General features: G+C 47.5%; 14 protein-coding genes. 7 read left to right on the top strand and 7 right to left on the bottom strand.

The window, feature by feature from the left end; translation table 11 throughout:
* Both N836_RS57620 and N836_RS57615 read right to left on the bottom strand, forming a co-directional pair.
* Nucleotides 1-286: transposase family protein (locus N836_RS57620; RefSeq protein ID WP_023070614.1), on the bottom strand; the 286-nt coding region annotated here is incomplete at its 3' end.
* A 111-nt stretch (nt 287-397) separates the two neighbouring features.
* Nucleotides 398-1,090, bottom strand: coding sequence for a class I SAM-dependent methyltransferase (locus N836_RS57615; RefSeq protein ID WP_327058715.1), 693 nt, complete (start codon nt 1,088-1,090; stop codon nt 398-400).
* Between the two features lie 88 nt (nt 1,091-1,178).
* Between N836_RS57615 and N836_RS57610 the strand changes: the two genes are divergently transcribed.
* From N836_RS57610 to N836_RS57590, 7 genes are all read left to right on the top strand, one after another.
* Nucleotides 1,179-2,153: a calcium/sodium antiporter gene (locus N836_RS57610; protein WP_023073939.1), complete on the top strand. Its 975-nt coding sequence runs from the start codon at nt 1,179-1,181 to the stop codon at nt 2,151-2,153.
* Nucleotides 2,154-2,261: 108 nt separating this feature from the next.
* On the top strand, nt 2,262-5,177 hold the full coding sequence (locus N836_RS57605; protein ID WP_023073938.1) for a UPF0182 family protein: 2,916 nt from the start codon (nt 2,262-2,264) through the stop codon (nt 5,175-5,177).
* 85 nt (nt 5,178-5,262) lie between these two features.
* A complete protein-coding gene (locus N836_RS78205; protein ID WP_081716910.1) occupies nt 5,263-5,544 on the top strand; it encodes a DUF1822 family protein in 282 nt (93 codons plus the stop codon).
* Complete coding sequence (locus N836_RS75965; protein ID WP_152532191.1) at nt 5,453-5,773, top strand: hypothetical protein; 321 nt, start codon at nt 5,453-5,455, stop codon at nt 5,771-5,773. The genes N836_RS78205 and N836_RS75965 overlap by 92 nt, the downstream gene beginning before the upstream one ends.
* The gene (locus tag N836_RS73525) at nt 5,751-6,239 is read left to right on the top strand and encodes a DUF1822 family protein (RefSeq protein ID WP_023073936.1); all 489 of its coding nucleotides are present in this window, start codon (nt 5,751-5,753) and stop codon (nt 6,237-6,239) included. The genes N836_RS75965 and N836_RS73525 overlap by 23 nt, the downstream gene beginning before the upstream one ends.
* A 20-nt stretch (nt 6,240-6,259) precedes the next feature.
* Nucleotides 6,260-8,701 (top strand): CHASE2 domain-containing protein, encoded by a 2,442-nt coding sequence (locus tag N836_RS57595; RefSeq protein ID WP_023073935.1) that lies wholly within the window; start codon nt 6,260-6,262, stop codon nt 8,699-8,701.
* Nucleotides 8,702-8,752: 51 nt separating this feature from the next.
* Entirely contained in the window at nt 8,753-9,514 is a 762-nt protein-coding gene (locus N836_RS57590; RefSeq protein WP_023073934.1) for a DUF928 domain-containing protein, read from the top strand.
* A 50-nt stretch (nt 9,515-9,564) separates the two neighbouring features.
* On the opposite strand, the gene N836_RS57585 is transcribed toward N836_RS57590, so the two are convergent.
* From N836_RS57585 to N836_RS57570, 5 genes are all read right to left on the bottom strand, one after another.
* Nucleotides 9,565-12,264 (bottom strand): CHAT domain-containing protein, encoded by a 2,700-nt coding sequence (locus N836_RS57585; RefSeq protein ID WP_031293232.1) that lies wholly within the window; start codon nt 12,262-12,264, stop codon nt 9,565-9,567.
* 1 nt (nt 12,265) lies between these two features.
* Nucleotides 12,266-14,812 (bottom strand): two-partner secretion domain-containing protein, encoded by a 2,547-nt coding sequence (locus N836_RS57580; protein WP_071789071.1) that lies wholly within the window; start codon nt 14,810-14,812, stop codon nt 12,266-12,268.
* Between the two features lie 282 nt (nt 14,813-15,094).
* Nucleotides 15,095-15,415, bottom strand: a complete 321-nt coding sequence (locus N836_RS76600; RefSeq protein WP_161634991.1) for a hypothetical protein — start codon at nt 15,413-15,415, stop codon at nt 15,095-15,097.
* 341 nt (nt 15,416-15,756) lie between these two features.
* Nucleotides 15,757-16,392 carry a helix-turn-helix transcriptional regulator gene (locus N836_RS57575; RefSeq protein ID WP_023073931.1) on the bottom strand — a complete coding sequence of 212 codons (636 nt, stop codon included), beginning with the start codon at nt 16,390-16,392 and terminating at the stop codon, nt 15,757-15,759.
* Between the two features lie 167 nt (nt 16,393-16,559).
* Nucleotides 16,560-17,681, bottom strand: coding sequence for a transporter substrate-binding domain-containing protein (locus N836_RS57570; protein WP_023073930.1), 1,122 nt, complete (start codon nt 17,679-17,681; stop codon nt 16,560-16,562).
* Nucleotides 17,682-17,780 lie beyond the last annotated feature (99 nt).

The raw sequence follows: 17,780 nt of genomic DNA, 5'->3' as shown, positions 1-17,780 counted from the left end.
GACCCAGACTGTCGATAGCCCAGGCATTGAACGCCTCGGCTAACTCAGTAAAGTTGAGACGCACCATGATCCGGCGCAAGGTGGACAGGCTGGGCAACCGCTCATGAGGCAACTCCATCACGCGCAATAGCTCTGCTTGATGACGTTGTACGAAAGTGGCCAAGGGGCGATAGCCATAGCACCCACTCATGGTCCCCATCACCACCAAGACTAAAATGATCCACAAGGGATACACCGGTTTAGTTCGATAGTCACGGACCTGCTGAAAGTGGCGAATTAAGCTCATGGAGAGAACACGGGGGCGATAGAGCACACCCCCATTATCTTTTTTCTACCACCGATAGATCAGCCCTGCCCCCTGGACGGGATAGGTGAGCAATGCCCACCCGACGGGCCATTAGCCGACTAACACTTCCATGCGTTCTGCGATCACGGCATAAAACGGATCGCTGCTGGCAAAGCCCATCATTTGCAAGAGCGGATTGGTCATGGGCGGTTGGTTGGCGATGACTTCTGGGGTGCTGAATCCTTTCACTGATTCAAAATAGCGTTTGACTAGGGCGATATGGCTGGCATCGCTGCTGTCACGCCAGGCTGCGATCGCCTTTTGATAAAACATGCGATTGGAAAAGCTAACAATGGCAATACCACCGGGTTTGAGGACACGATAGATTTCAGCAAAGATGGCTTCTGGATGTTGCAAATACTGCACAGATACAGTGTTGAGGACGGCATCAAAGGTGCGATCCTCATAGGGCAGTGTCTGGTTTTCGTTGAGATTTTGTACAAAATAGTGATCTAACCTGGGATTCTTTGCCATTTCATCGGCATTCATCCCGTGGCCTTCCACCCGAGCAAACTCCATATCGGCAGGCAGGTGGGATACCCAACTGCTCATCAGGTCTAGGATGCAGCTGTTGGGTTGGAGTCGTTCCTGATATAACTCAGTCAGCTGCTCAATAAACCGTTCATCGACATGGGTGACAAAACGGGGATGTTCATAGAACAAAGCATCGTTAGATTCGTCAAGTTTCTGACGCTGACTAGCGGCAAGCATAAATTGTGAAGTCGTATTTTGAACAGCGGACACACATCCACTCTGCATTTTTCTAGGAGAAGTCAGCGTTCTGGATGTGTAAGCAGGGTACATTTACGTTCTAACCTACTTCCGGGTTTCTATGGATTCTTTACCGCTACTGCTGCTGATCTTTGTCGTTGGTTTGGCCACGTTGGTTAAAGCCTCTGACTTTTTTACTGATGCTGCTGAAAAGCTGGGGCTAGCTGTGGGGCTACCACCATTCATTGTGGGAGTCACCATTGTGTCCATGGGGACGTCGCTACCGGAACTGCTGTCATCATTGTTTGGAATTTTTCAAGGGGCTGAGGAAGTCGTTGCCAGTAATGTGATTGGTTCTAACATTGCCAATATTTGTTTGGTAGTAGGCACGGCGGCAATTCTGAGCACCAAGATTCTACGGGTGATGTACAACCTGATCAGTGTTGATCTGCCCTTGTTTGTAGGTTCGGCTTTTCTATTTGCGCTGATGGCGTCATCGGATCAGCGTTTTAGTCGAGGAGAATCTTTAATTCTACTGATTGGCTATATTGTCTATCTGTTTTATATCCTGAAAAGCAGTGATGAAGAGGATTCCAGCTCTGCTGAGGAGGCTGATATTGAATCTCTTCCCCAGACGTTGAGTGCCGCGCAAGCCACGCGAGAAAGCCTGGTGCTGCTGCTGAGTGGAATTTTTATATTTCTGGGAGCTAACTATACGATTGACTCGCTGATTCAAATTTCTGAGCGGCTCAACATTGGCAAAGATATTATTGCCATCAGTGCTGTTGCGCTGGGAACATCCTTGCCGGAGCTAATGGTGACTATCAATGCGGCACTCAAGGGTAAGGCTGAGTTGGCCGTTGGCAATGTGATTGGTTCTAATATTTTTAATATCTTTGTGGTGGTTGGGATTCCAGGTTTAATTCAGCCGTTGCCGGTTTCTGATTCGATCTTGACTCATAGTGTGCCAACGTTGCTAGCGGCTTCACTACTCATGTTTTTTATCGTTCAAGATAACAAGATTACGATCTGGGAAGGGTGGCTGTTTATCATGCTGTATGTCTGGTTCATTGCGACTACGTTTCAAGTGGTTTAGCAAACAGATGAGTCCGTTTGCTCGCGGCTGGCAGATTTGAACTTGGTCTGAGTTGAGAAACGTTTGTTTAAGATAGAGTGATATCTCTCCGACGTATCTTGAGCTGCTATGGCGACTGTGCAAGACCGGCCCATTCTACGAAAAGCGACTGGCGTCTATTGGCCTTGGGTGCTAATTGCGATCGCACTCCTCCTCAGTCTGGATATCCTTACCTACTTTGTTGCAGAGGGGTTGTGGTTTCGCTCAGTGGACTATCTGGGGGTTTTCTGGCTCAGGTTACGGACCCAGATGGGTTTGGGCATAGTGGCAGTGCTGTGTAGCTTACTGTTCGCTGGTATTAACCTGCGCCTGGCCTGGCAGCTGAGCTTTGATGATTATTGCATTGTGCCCAATGCTGAGAATCGACGGCGGGGGATTGGTTTGGGACGGCTGTTACCCCTGGTTACCGGGTTAGCACTGCTGCTGTCAGTCTTATTGCTATACAGTGGTCAGCTGGCCCTGACTCGCTGGCATGCTAGCGCGGCTGACCCGCTACCGACATTGCCCCTGTGGCTGAGTATAGATAAAGGGGGGCAGATTGTTCAGCAAATAATCGCTCAGCCCTGGCAGGCCGGGCTGCTGCTGGTTATCACCCTGGGGGTGTTGCTGTATCCAGAGGTAGGAAGTGCGATCGCAACCGTACTGCTCAGCCTGAGCTTTGGTCTGGTCATCTCCTCTCAATGGTCGCGGATCTTACCCGCCCTCAACCCCACCAGTTTTGACCATATCGATCCCCTGTTTAAGCAAGACATTAGCTTTTATATCTTTCGGTTGCCCGTTTTAGAGCTAGCCGAGTTTTGGCTGTCCGGATTATTTCTGTATACGTTAATTGTCGTTGCTCTAGTCTATTTACTGGCAGGCAAAAGTCTCAGCCAGGGGCGGTTTTTAGGGTTTTCAGCCCCACAAAAGCGACATCTCTACTTGCTGGCAGGCATGCTCCTATTGACCACCAGCGTGAGCCATTGGCTCAATCGGTATGAGTTACTGTATTCCAGGCAGGGCGTTACCTACGGGGCTAGCTACACCGATGTGCTGGTGGATTTACCTGTGCAGACAGCCTTGAGCATTATCACGCTGACGTTGGTCGTTGTTGCCTTAGGACGTGCTCTGTTTGGGTTTAGCAAACATCAATCAAGGCTGAGACTGCCCGCTTTTATTATTCTCATTGCCACATATATGACCGTGGCCCTGATTGGTGAGACTCTGGCTCCCTGGCTGGTGCAACGGTTGATGGTACAACCCAACGAATTTCAACGAGAGCGCCCCTACATTGAACGCTCGATTGCCTTTACCCGTGATGCCTTTAACCTGACCGATATCCAAGAAGAGAGTTTTGACCCCCAAAGCAACCTGACGGCAGAAAAGTTAAACAATAACGATCTGACGGTGCGTAATATTCGCGTCTGGGATACACGACCGCTGCTGGAAAGTAATCGACAGCTGCAACAGATTCGTTTGTATTATGAATTTGTAGATGCCGATGTTGACCGCTATACCCTGATCAAAAGTGACGGCACCATTGAGCGGCGTCAGGTACTGATTTCGGCCCGTGAACTTAACTATGAGCGGCTGGAGGATACGGCTCAAACCTGGGTCAACAAACACCTGAGCTATACCCATGGCTATGGCTTTACCATGAGCCCGGTGAATACGGCGGCTATTGGTGGTCTGCCCGATTATTTCATCAAAGACATTGCCCATGTCCCTAGCAATGAAGATGTGGCTCGCAGTATTCCCATTGGACAGCCCCGTATTTATTTTGGAGAGCTGACCGACAACTACGTGATGACGGGAACACGGGTGCTCGAACTAGACTACCCAGGAGAAGAGGATAACGTGTATACCACCTACGCTGGGGAGGATGGGGTTAGTCTAGGAGCACTGTGGCGACGACTGATATATGCTAAACATCTCGGCGATTGGCAAATGTTGTTTACCAATGACTTTACCGCTGAGACAAAACTGTTGTTTCGCCGCAATATTCAAGACCGAGTTAAACAAATTGCGCCATTTCTGCAGTTTGACGGCGATCCTTATTTAGTGGTGGCCGATGCGAATGCTCAAGCTGCTTCTGATGTGTCTAACCCCATTGATCCCGAGGGTAGCTATCTCTACTGGATAATCGATGCCTATACCACTAGCGATCGCTACCCTTACTCAGACCCAGGGGGACAGCCGTTTAACTATATTCGCAACTCCGTTAAGGTGGTGGTCGATGCTTATCATGGCTCAGTCTCATTTTATATAGCTGATGCCACTGACCCCATCATTCAAACCTGGGCTCGACTGTTTCCTAAGCTTTTTCAGCCGCTAGAAGCGATGCCTCCTGCTCTGGCTGCCCATATTCGCTATCCCGAAGATTATTTTCTGGTGCAGTCAAATCAGCTGTTGGTCTATCACATGACCGACCCACGTATTTTCTATAACCGAGAAGATACATGGCGAGCTCCCAATGAAATTTACGCTAACGAGTCTCAGGTGGTAGAGCCCTATTATTTGATTATGAGACTGCCGGAGGAAGCAGAGGAAGAATTTGTTCTCCTGCGTCCGTTTACCCCCTCTCAGCGGAATAATCTGATCGCCTGGTTAGCGGCACGTTCAGATGGTAATCAATATGGTCGTAAATTGCTCTATCGCTTCCCCAAGCAAGAACTGGTCTATGGTCCGGAACAAATTGAAGCCCGGATTAATCAAGACCCGGAGATCTCACAGCGTATTTCTTTGTGGAATACCCAGGGGTCGCGGGCTAACCAGGGAAATCTGCTGGTGATACCCATTGAAGAATCACTGCTTTATGTGGAACCGCTATACCTGGAAGCAGAACAAAATCGGCTACCAATTTTGGCGCGTGTGATCGTGGCGTATCAAAATCGGATTGCTATGGGAGAAACTCTGGAACAATCTCTAAAGGCCATTTTTAACCCGCAGCAGTCGAATGGTTCAACCATTTTGCGAGACTTGGAGGCGGAAATATTGAATGAATAGTTAGGGGAGACCCTACCCATGTGCCTACTTTAAGGCGGTTGTTATTGGTGTGGCGACGGTTTGCGAACGAGTGAGCCGGAGTTGAATAATTCAGTATCTCAATCAACTGTGTCTGCAAATATTTGTTCCCTGGTTTCAGCAAGAATATGATACAGCCGCTGGGATCTGGCCTGCTCTGAAGGGTTTACAGAGTATCTGGGAACTCGTGGGCGGCAGCGGTGTGACGCTCGGGGCAAAACGGATAGTGTTACTGCTAGGGGATATGTCAGATGTTGATGGCTTTGAGCTCCCTCAAGCATGGGTTGACATTCCAGCTTGGGCTGTCGATTACTATTTGGCGATTCAGATTGACCCAGAGAATCAGTGATTTAGGGTTTGGGGATATACAACCCATCAATATCTCAAACAAAATGCTGATTATGATTGTTGCGATCGCACCTACTGTTACACCATCATCAGCTACAGCACGATCTCAACGCCTTTTGGACCATATGCCAGCACTGTCCAGACGCCATGACGCAAGCTGCGATCGCGCCACTGTCCACCTGATCCAACACGCAACTACAGCACGCGATGCATCACCTCAGCCAACCTGATGTCGTTTTGCCCAGACTAGCCCCGCCATTTGAGCAATGGGCTCAAACCCTTTTCGCAGACGAATGGCAGCCCCTGGAATCCTGGGCAACTCAATATCCGGCTGTAGTCTATAACATCAGACAGACCAAGCCGGCTAAAGGATTTTGTGCCCTCTGTGTTAAATTCATTACCTTAAATGCTAGATCCGCTCCTCAGACGATAGCCTTATTACTGGTACTCAATTCAGGTGTGGACGGTCGTATGGGTGTGCGAGTGCAGGTGCATTCTGCCATGGAGGATCACTATGTGCCCGCAGGTCTGATCCTCTCTATTTATTCAAATAATGATAAGGCTCTGCAGCCCGTTCAAGCTCGTGATTATGAAGACTATATGCGATTGCCCTATTTTCGGTGTTTACCAGGTGCTCAATTTCGACTACAGATTACTCTAGATGATGATGCCTTTAGCGAAACCTTTTCGGTATGACTGTTGTCTGAGCTGTTCCCATGAACCCACTTGTCGTCTTAAATTTAGGTCCAGGAAACTGTCAACAGGGATTAGCTAACGTTGATGCTCAGCTGTGGTTAGAGGATAATCAGATACCCGTCAAATATCGCGGTAGCCTACCCCCTGCAGCACATTTGCCTGAGCTTTATCAGCAATGGAAAGTCCGCTATGAAGCCCTAAATAATCCATTTGGGTATCGTGCATCGTTAACGGATGATATCGAATTTGATCCCGAACCGGTGACCAATGTTTCCAGTGCAGAGTTTAGGGGATTGTGTGGACAGCTAAAAACTGAAATAGATGACTGGCTAAACTCAGCTGGTTTTCGTAATATTGACCAGCAACTCAGGACGAAACTGAACGCTGGGGAAAATATTCGAGTCATTATTGAAACTGAAGATCCTTTTCTGCAAAAACTACCCTGGCATCTTTGGCGATTTTTTGAGCATTATCCTAAGGCTGAGATGGCCCTGAGCCTTCAGGAATATGAGCGGGTCCCGGCATCGCTGGCTAGAAAGAATCGGCCCATGCGGATCTTGGTGGTGTTGGGGCATAGCGATGGCATTAATATTCAGCCAGACCGCTTGATGTTCGAGAATGCAGATGCTGAAACCTTTGTTCTCAAAGAACCTAAACGTTCAGAACTCAATGAATGTTTATGGGATGAAAACGGTTGGGATATTCTCTTTTTTGCTGGCCACAGCACAAGTCAGGCATTAGACCCAACCGGAAAGCCGACAGGACAGATTTTTCTAAATCCCGAAGAACAGCTGTCAGTGGAGCAGTTGAGAAATGCACTCAAGGCATCGATTAGTTATGGCTTAAAGCTAGCAATTTTTAATTCATGCGATGGCATGGAATTGGCTCGATCCTTGGCCGATCTGAATCTGCCGCAGATGATTGTGATGCGAGAGCCGGTCATTGATCCGGTGGCGCATACCTTTTTGCAAAATTTTTTACGGTTGTTTTCCCAGGGCGAGGCCTTTTATACGGCAGTTCGACAGGCGAGAGAGCAATTACAGGGCCTAGAGGGAGAATATCCGGGGGCTACCTGGCTGCCGGTAATTTTTCAAAATCCAACTCAAACTCCTCTCATTTGGCCCGTTCAGCCGTCCAGACGATTTGTCAGGCAATCGATAAAACCACTGCAGCCGCCTGAGCCAGTGAGTATCAGACCGACAAACTCGATTAATGGGCGCAAGCTGGCTATTGCCAGTCTGGCGATGACTGTGTCTGTTGCACTGATTAGAGCCGTAGGGCTGTTACAATCCCTAGAGCTGTCGGCGTATGATCACTTAATGCGTGCCCGTTCGGCGGGATTTAGACAGCCGATTGATTCGCGTCTGCTAGTGGTAGAAATTCGTGAAGATGACACGGATAAATATGGTTATCCTATCACCGATGAAAAACTGGCCACAGCCATAGAAGAACTGCAACAGTTCCAGCCCAGGGTGATTGGTGTGGATATGCATCGCTATCAGGTCAATGAGCCTGGACGAGAAGATTTATTGGCTCAGTTTGACCAATTTCCTAATCTTGTTACGGTTTGTTCTTTTGGCCAAAAAGATCGAGAGATTATGGGACATCCTCCTGAGTTATCTTCTGCGCAAGGAAGAGTTCAGGTAGGGTTTAGTGATTTAGAAATTGATGATATCTATCAGCGTGGTCATTCTGTAGTACGGCGTCAGCTGCTATCCTATGACCCCAGGTTAGGCCCTGTTTCCCCTGTGTGCTCTACTCCCTATAGTTTGAGTCTAAACCTGGCGCTGAGATATCTGCAGGCAGAAGGTGTGCAGCCATTAGAGGTTAATGAGTCGCAAAATTGGCAGTTGGGGCCAGTGGTATTGGAGCGACTGGCTCAGCGAACGGTTGGCTATCAACGGTTGGATGGTCAGAGTAGCCAAATTTTGTTGAACTATCGATTGAACCCGAGACCCGCACGCCGAATTAGTCTCACCGACCTGTTGGCAGGGACAATAGATGAGGATCTAATTCGCGATCGCGTTGTGCTTATTGGCATGACCGATCCTGTCGGTCATGATTATCGTCAGACACCCTATGGTGAACTACCGGGGGTTTGGGTCCATGGCCACAGTGTGAGCCAAATACTGGCGGCTGTCTTGGATGAACGTCCGCTAATCTGGGCATTGCCTCAATGGGGACAGTGGCAGTGGGGCGATATGCTCTGGATTTGGGGTTGGGCCATCATCGGTGGTGTGTTAGTCTGGCGGGCCAGTTCAATCCTTATCCTGTCGGGGGCTGGAGTGGTGGTAATTCTGGGTTTGCGTCAAGCCTGCTTATTGCTGTTGGTTCAGGGGGGATGGGTTCCTCTCGTACCAGCACTATTAGCCTTAGGTAGTACTGCTGGAGTTTTGTTAGCGTATAAGCATGGCTATTTACGAGCTATTACGGAACCATTATTAAACAAGTCTATTAAGTAAAGTCTATTCAGTTAAGTCGGCCTGAAAACGTTCTTTTTGAGGAATTGATCAATGCGATCGCGAAATCATTCAGCTCTCATCAGTTTTACGTTGACAGCACTGTTGAGTCAGTTAGGTTCCATACCTGTTGCATCAGCTATCCCCACCCATCCGATTGATCATGATCATGATCAAAAATCTGACGACCTACCCAACCCTCCGACGACGCCGATTCCTGATGGCAATCGCACCCCTGGAGGCAGCTTAAGCGGCGATCAAGCTGTATGTCCGCCCAGAGCACAACAGCTGACGGCGATTACGCCCATCAGTGCGCAAGGTAAAACCCTGTCAGGACATCCCACGTTTTGGTTCTATGTCCCCTACACGGCAGCTGAAGTGCAAGAGGGTGAGTTTTCGATACTGACCCAAAATGAAGATGAGCGGATTTATAAAACCTTGTTCCAACTGCCTGCCGAACCTGGTTTTGTTAGCATTACGTTACCTATGGATGAGGTGTCGAGCTTACAAGAGGGCCAATACTATCACTGGTATTTGAATTTATCCTGTGCATCAACGGTGGAGGCCCAAACTGACTTGAATATTGATGGTTGGGTCCAGCGGGTGGCCTCGACATCCGAGGTAGACGCTCAGGCCAGTGATGCTTCGTCCGATATCTGGTATGACCTGGTTGATAATTTAGCGGCGCAACTGCAAGCTGTGTCTGGCAATAACGTTGAGTTAGAACAATCCTGGGTTGAGCTTTTAGAAGCCGTTGAGTTAGAGGCTCTGACTCAAGAACCTGTAATCGGCCCAGTCAAGTTGATAGATAGATAATGTGGTTTGATCGAGTCCGGATGGGGCAGGGTATGGCAGCTGTGTCGTTTCTACAACCAGTTGCCGACCAGTACATAAGTTGCCCAAATATGGGGGGCTCTGTACCGCTCAATAAGTGATAATTGAGCCTTCCGCAAAGCCTGGGCTCGACTAGCCCCCGGTTGCTGCAGTTCTTTATAGAACTGGATCATCAGCTCAGTATTGGGTTCGTCTCGGGCTTCCCAGAGCGTAGAGACGGCACTGTGTGCGCCTGCTCGCACTGCGATCCCGGCTAGTCCTAATACGGCCCGGTTATCTCCAGTTGCCGTTGAACAGGAACTCAACACCAGCAGCTCAACGGGAGTATCTCCTTGCAAGCTTGCGGTTTGAATTAGCTCACCCAGCTCCTGACCGCGAATCAGTTCTTCATAGGCCACGATAAAGGTTTCTTCTGGGTCTGAGCTAAAGAGACCATGGGTTTTGATGTGGATAGCAGAATATTCGCCTGTACTGAGTTTTTCCTGGAGGGTTTCTCGCTGAAATTCCTCGTCAATTAAGGGGGGCGGGGTGTTGGTCAATCGACTGATTTCATCGAGTTCTGCTGTGAGTTTTTCGATTGCAGAGAAGGTTCGACCCTCTACTTCTTGAGGTTTACCAACACCTCCAGTAAATGCCCTCAGCGCCTTGGGCAGTGGGCTGGGGGTAAATAATTCGAGTTGAGGGGCAACTGCGATCGCATATTTCTTAATCAGATAGTCTTCCCCATCATGTAAGGCCGCCATCGGAATATTCCGCAGAGAGCCGTCCAAAACAAAAACCAAAGTATCAATCTGACCCTGTTGCTGCAGTGCCGGTTCCAAAGGCGCAATCAACCATTGATAAACCTCTTTAGCCGCAGTAATAACTTCAGGTGTGCGACTAGGCGCATTACTCAGATCTTGTCGGAACTGTCGCAGCGTCTGCTCCACATCTGCCCTGGGCATAGAGACTGCCGAAAAAACCTTTTTCTCCGACAGCTGTAAGATGACAGTTAGACGATCGTCTAAGATCATCGGGTACAGAATAGCTGTATTTGAATCAATCTTAAATTGACTAATCGATGTTGTTTGAGTTAAATCACAACGCAGAAAATTTTCCAGCTCGCTTAGCTGTAGACTATCAATCTGTTGAATAGCCTGGTCTAAATCCTCCTGGCTAGGCTCAATCCCATCGTCGGTATTCAGTAACAGTTCAACCAGTTCACGATACACAGGTTCGACATTATCTCGAAATGAAAACTGCACTTCCGCATCAATGAAAAGCAGATTTTTCCGCACCTGTTCTAAAGTTTTAACGGCAGCACCATAGGCTTTAATTGCTTTGTCGCGTTTGCCTTGTGCTTTGAGTAATCGACCTTGTTGCCATTCCCAACGATAGCGACCATCTAGATATTGGGGCACATTGGTTAGCCAGAGCGCTTCTTGAGTAAACGCTTCCGCTTTTGACCATTGCTGAATGACTTCATACAGCTCCCCGCGTTGCCCAACTCCATAGGACTGTGCAATCGGATCATCTAGCGCCTGTGCCTGCTCGACTGCCCTGATTAAAATCGCATCGATGTCTTGCCATGTAGGCACTTGGTTGAGGCGATTCTGGAATTCATTGGAGACCCGTAAGATATTAACTAAACTCTTGGCAAAGTTAAGTTGAGCATAGATGGCAGTACGACTGGGTGGTAACTGCGTCACTGCCGCTCGTAAGTTGGGCCAAAGAGCTTGAACCGCAGACCATTCTTTAAGATCTACCAAAAAACTGAGCTGATTGAGATTAGCCTGCACCTGATTGATGGAGATGGGGAGAGAACTAGCCACCTCTTGATAGGCGTCGAGAGCAGCCTGTTTATGAGCTAAAGCTTCATCTCGTTTACCGATTGCACTCGTACTATTACTCAGTGCCTGCTCAGTATTGCCTAAGTCCAGCAGCACTGCAGGGCGTAACCTTTCTAGTTGATATGTTTGGGTAATGGCCAGGCTTTGTTGTAAGTGTATCTGAGATGCTTGCAGATCACCCACTTGTCTTTGTGCATTTCCCAGATTCCAAAACCCTATAGCTTTTAGAGTTGGATCAAGTTGTTCATTCTGAAGGATGTGCTCAATGTCCTCTTCTAAAATCTTCCTTGATTTCTCATGGAAGCCCAATGCTTGTAGGGCTTTAGCTTGATTGATCAAGCTGAGTAATACACCTCTTTCATGGCCTGCCTGACGATATGTCGCTGTTGCTTCACGCCAGGTGGTAAGAGCCGCTTCCATATTGCCTTGGCCCCAATACAAACGCCCTTGGGTGTTTAGCGCTTTTGCCAGGGTCTCCAAGTATGCCTCATCTCTCGATGTATTTGGTGTAGCTGCAAGTATGGCGAAACTTTGAGAGATATTCTCTGTTGCTTGAGCCCACTGGCCCAAATGTTGATAGGCCAGGGAGAGATTACTGAATAATAATGCCTGGTCCAGAGTCTCTAACGTATCCTCATGGGGTTGTAAGGCTCGGTTCCAGCTATCAATCGCTGCTGCAAACTGCCCTGCTTCATAAAGCTGTATGCCTGTTTGTAAAAGCTCAGTTTTACCCTGGGCTAGGGAACTAGACCCAGGTTGCATCGATGGATGTGCGATAGTAGCTGCAGTTACCCGTTGGGTATGGAGAGCAGGAAAACTAACGGTTATGAGAAAACTAACTATCGCCAATAGTAAACAATATAGGTGGCGACGTCCTACTGCTTGTGGAAATAGAGATCTCATCTCAAAATGCTCCTGACACAGTTCTCTGGCAGTCACTATGAGCGGCTGAACTCTCTGCAAGCAGTACAACAGTTCCCTGGGTGTTTCTTCCCCATCCTTGAGCTTCAATCAGACTTTGTTCGTCAGATATGCTAGCCATTTCCGAAGTTGAACGCGATTCTGTTGGCTGTGTTAATCCCTGACCTACCGGATAGATATCGTCTTGAATTCCATCACTGCTGAGGGGCTCATATGGACTGGCAGTTAATCCTCCCCGTCCTGTAGCAACAAATTGTCCATTGCTGCTGGTCTGACATCCCTGACCAATTTCCGGAACAGCCAGGCGATTCGGTAATGGATCAATACCTTCATCAGGATCAACCTGTAGGGTTTCAATGATGACTTCACCATCAATCCCAGCTTCCGAACTGGCATCAATATTGTTGGTCATATTGCCATCAATAGCCCGACTTTCTTCAATCCCAAAGAGCGTATTGGCTTGAATCGTAATCCGTCCACCGTCGCCATCAATGGCGCTGGCTTGAATATCGTTGCCATTAGGACCATCGGGAGATAAGGCAATAATAAACGGTGTGATGATATCAACGTTGCCGCCATTGGCATCATTAAACGCTTCAGCCGAGATCAGACTATCGTCTCTCAAAATCAGAGCATCTTCGATCTCAAGGAGAATATTTCCATCATTGCCTTCCTGTACCGAAGCGAGTAATTGGCCATTCTCAAGCACAACCAGATCGCTAATAACCTTAAGCATACCGCTGTTACCGGAGCCTTCCCCACTCACCTCGATCTGAGCCCCATCTTCCACTGCGAGGCGTTCACTGGTTCGGAGTGTGATATCTCCGGCTGGCCCTGATCCCGTAGACCGAGCAGATATACCCGCTTCGTTTTCTGCGACCAGTTGTTGGGCTTCAATATCAATGTCTCCGCCATTGCCAGCAGCATTAGTTTCGGTGGAGATGATGCTATCAGAAATGGATATCGCTTGAGCATCTCTGATAAATATGCTACCAGCATCACCTTCTCCATTGGTACTGGAGATAATTTGAGCATTATCACTCAACGTCAGGTGCTCAATGTCTAGATCGATCTTACCGGCTGCACTGGTCGCTTCTGTATTAGCAGAGGCGAATATACCAGCAGAGTCTTGAATAATTAAGTTGTTTGTGGTGATTTCTATATTGCTGGCATCTCTTTGGCCAAACGTGCCGCTAGTAATAACACTACTATCTGCTAGAGAGACTGTGTCGGCAGCATTAATGTCTATAAGACCTGATGCTTGGACATCTACTGCATTACCATTGGTAAGAGCCGTTATTGTGGCTGCATTGGTTAATGAAAGAGTATTGGTTATAATCTGGATCTCACCAGGATTACCCGCAGTGCCTGAGACTTCTCCAAGTGCCTCACTCGTAATAAAAACGTTATTATTGAGTGATACTGTTTCAGCGTCTATGGAAATCTCGCCAGCGTCACCTAGAGCAAATGTGCTGACTATTAAACCAGAGCCGTCATTTAATGCAAAACGTTTCGCTATGATTTCTATATTACCCCCTGAGCCAGAACCAAACGTCAGGCTTGAAAGACTGCTGTTATTCTCTATTACAACAGAATTATCGGCTCGTATAAAGATATCTCCAGAGTCATCCTGGCTCAATGTTTCACTGGTAACAGAGCTGCCGTTTGCCAACGTAACATCGCTGGCATTGATTGTAATGCTACCAGCTTCATTCCCAATTAGACTAGATATGTTTAATTGAGAACTATTGAGAGAGATGTCAGCCAGTTCTGTACCTTCTTCATAGCTTAAGCTTAAGCTGTTTCCATTGCTTATTAGGTCAACTACACTTGGCCCTACCACTCCTCCCAACTCGATTTGCCCACCAAAGGCGGTTAGGAGTCCTCCAAAAGAGTTATTAGATGAAGGTTCTAGAACAATGTTACCACCCAACAGTAGTAAGCTCTTGCCCTCTCGAATACTTAGTCCACCAGTAATAAAAGGGAGGGAGGGATTGGCTGCAAGAGATTGATTGATAATAGGCTGTGTCGTGTCCTGATTAAATAAAAACGCTGATGGATTAACTGTTAATAATGTGAGGTTGTTGTCAGTGTCAAAGGCGCTAAAAGCACCCTGGTCATCAAACTGAATAGCATCTGCTGTTGTAGCAACAAATGAACCTCCAATATCCAGGGCCCCATTGGGACCAAAAAAAATACCGTTGGGGTTTAGCAAAAACAGATTAGCGTTACTCGTAATATTAGTGCGAATTATGCCATCAACTTCGGATCTATTGCCTCCAGTGACTCGAGTAAGTATGTTCTGGATGGCAGGATTATGGTCAAAAACAACGGTGCCACCTGTAGGCACTGAAAACTCCGTAAAGCTATGGAATAAATTCGTCCCCGTCAGATCTGGTGTACCCCCAATTATGGTACAACCGCCCTCACACGACCCAGGATTAGGAGTTAATGTAGTGCCATCGGGTATCACTTGACTCTGAGCAGGTCTAGATAGCAGTAAGCAGCAGCAAACTGCTACCTTACTCACTATCAAGTACCTTAGACCATGATTTTTGATGAACACGATACTGCTTTAGTGTTTATATAAAGTGTTTCGTTAATAGAATACATCCTAGAAACCTTTGCGGCAGCACAAATATACACGAAACCACAACTAATTTCAGACTTAAAAGCTGCTAGATTGCTCTAGCAGCTCCCAACTAGAAGAGTTTGACATGCTTTACTTTATGTCAGAACCCTTCAATTAGATTAAATGACTTCAGGGATAACAGGCTAACAAACTCTCTCGTGAGAAAGTACACAACATTCGCTAAGTTACCTTATAGGTTACTTTGAACGTACCGTAATTGCAAAAGCTGTTGTAAACTTTAGTGCCTGATGTCGGATTAGTGCCAATTATTCCATTACCCATATGAGCTAACTGGCCGTCGATGTAAAGATAAAGCTTACCAGCCCCAGAGGACCAAGTTAACGTTGCGCCACCTCCAGGAAAAGTGTACGAGGGGCCCTTCGGCACGCTATAAGGTGGTGAACCTACACCACCACCTAAAAAGCGGTATTCTGTAGATACAGTGTTAGGACAAGTCGGAGAGGGGATAATATCAACCTTGATCAGGGTAAGCGTTGCCATTACAGATAATCTCTCTGTTAATTAAGGAGCTATTTCGAGTGAGTAGAGGAGAAGAGTTTTGCTAAGATTACTGAGTAAAATCAGCCTCTTTTCGATTCATAAACTCTCTTCTTGACGATTTCTTAATCACATAATGCTTTCCTCGGTATCTCTTGAGCTAGTACCCCACGGGGTACTTTTTATACTGGGTATCTTAGTTTCCAATAAAGGCAACATAGGTATTGCCCTTGAGCACCAGCGTGAATGCTGTTCAAGAAAGGGTATAGGAGCTAATGAGTGAAGCAATAGACCTTTCTGGTAAACAGTCTGCAGAAGCTTTACTGATTTCTTAAGATAAAACCCTAGCTTGCAAGCGTGGCAGGGTAAGACTCTTTTAGCATGCTAACTAGATGTTGTTTAGCGTAGGTATTCTTCATGTGTTTTTTGACGGTATTTAGCGCAATGTGTAGTTCTGCCGCGATTTCTTGGTATGTGTAACCAAGCCGGTGAAGAGTCCATACATCTGCCTCTCGCGGGCTTAAGTCGTATCGGATTGTCTCGGTGACTGCCAGGTTATGGTTAGAGTATCCCTGATCTTCCAAGATCACCAGAATGTGGGGATCAGCCTGGTGACTGAGCTGGAACCACCGAACCCGAATGCGAATATGGTCGTGGGATTGTTTGAGTTTGAGTTCTGACTCAGCAATGATCAGATGGTTCGGAAAGTCTTTTCGGCTTTCAATCAGGACCTGGCAAGTCTTCCAGATTTCTTCAGGTAATTGATTGATGCAAGGATAATCTTGGGCGATGCGATCGCAAATACTGCGTGCAAGGCTATTACTTTCCACACATTGACCATCCTCAGTCAACATGAGAATGCCATCAATCCAGTTAGCCAGAATTGAATTCACAAAACTATTGGACTGATTTGGAGCCATAGGTAGCAGTGGTGAAGGCTGAGGATGAGCGAGTGCATTCAGGGAACTTTGAGGTTTCATGGTCCTCTCGGGATAGTCAAACTTAGGACAAGAAGTCGAGCGATCCGAGGCCTATTAAGGGGCTAACTTTCGCAGTAGATGCCAGATATTACTAGTTAATATGGTGATGACCTCAAAACTATGCACATTTCTGTCAATCCCACTGTCGCTTTCTGCCTTGCTATGTCTTAGTCAGCAAGAACTCCTACCTCGTTAAACCATTTGTGGTGGAGCTGCTGCAAAAAGCCCTGTTGCTGATATTCCAAAATGAGCTGATCAACCGCTTCTAACAAATTGGCGTCGTTTTCCCGCACAGCAATGCCGTAGCCTTCGTTGGTGAGTAAATCACCCGCCAGCTCAAAATAGCCAGGATTCAGATTGATAAAGTGACGTAATGCTGGCGCATCCTGTACCAGTCCCTTAATTTCCCCATTTTCCAGGGCCGCAACGGCAGCTTCAAAGGTTGGATAGGTGATCAACTTTACAGGCTGACTTTGCAGAAAAATTTCTCCCGTAGTACCCTCAAGGGCACCCACTGATTGACCACCGAGGGCTTCTAAATTTAGTTGGTTTTCGCTGAGCTGATGCACTGTGAGTGAAGCAATAAAGTCCGCCACAATAAAAAAGCTCAGCCCCATCCACAGGGTGGCAATAAAACGACCCGTAAATTTTGTCGGGGTAACGTCACCATAACCAAATGTTCCTAAGGTGACGATCGCAAACCAGATCCCCTGGCTCACGCCGCGGATCGGATTGCCTGAAAAATGTTCGTTGTGTTTATGTTCGACTAGCCATATTAATCCGCCCACAAGGGTGCTACTAGCAAATATTAAAAAGATAGGGCGTAGGTTATGCCAATTCAGCATACTGCTAGTCAGAGTTATGGCTGTAGTCTCCGGTTTTGGGACCATCAGCTGCAGGCCAGATTGGTAAAACGGATAGGAAAAATCAAACCCTGCAGCTTCACGTTGAGCGGTGATTGAAATGCCGGCAATGGCCACATCAACTTCGCCATTTTCTAGCCCTGTCAATAGGTCACTAACGGATGGATAGGTAACCCATTCCGTTTGCAGAGCAAGATCGTCAGCGATGGTTTGCCAGAGGTCGGCACTGTAACCATAGGGAGATGCGGATGGCTCTATGGAAATAAATGGAGGGAGCTCTTTGGTACCTACGCGAATTGCTAGCTCCGGTTGAGTTTGTCTGACAGGTAAGGCATCCCATGTCTGCGTTGATTGACCCAGGGCAGATGAAGGCGTCAACCATAGCCCTACTGTCGTTGCTATCAGTGCGCCAAGGTGTCTGATCATGCTTTACGAGGTTTGAGCGGTTTTGCAGTGTCGTGCTGACCTGAAATCAGGGCTTAGCCTGGATGCAAACGTTTGAACGCTATAGGAGGTATCGAAAGT

This window comes from Leptolyngbya sp. Heron Island J (genome assembly GCF_000482245.1).
Taxonomy (GTDB): domain Bacteria; phylum Cyanobacteriota; class Cyanobacteriia; order Phormidesmidales; family Phormidesmidaceae; genus Leptothoe.
This window is presented reverse-complemented; position numbering and strand designations above follow the sequence as displayed.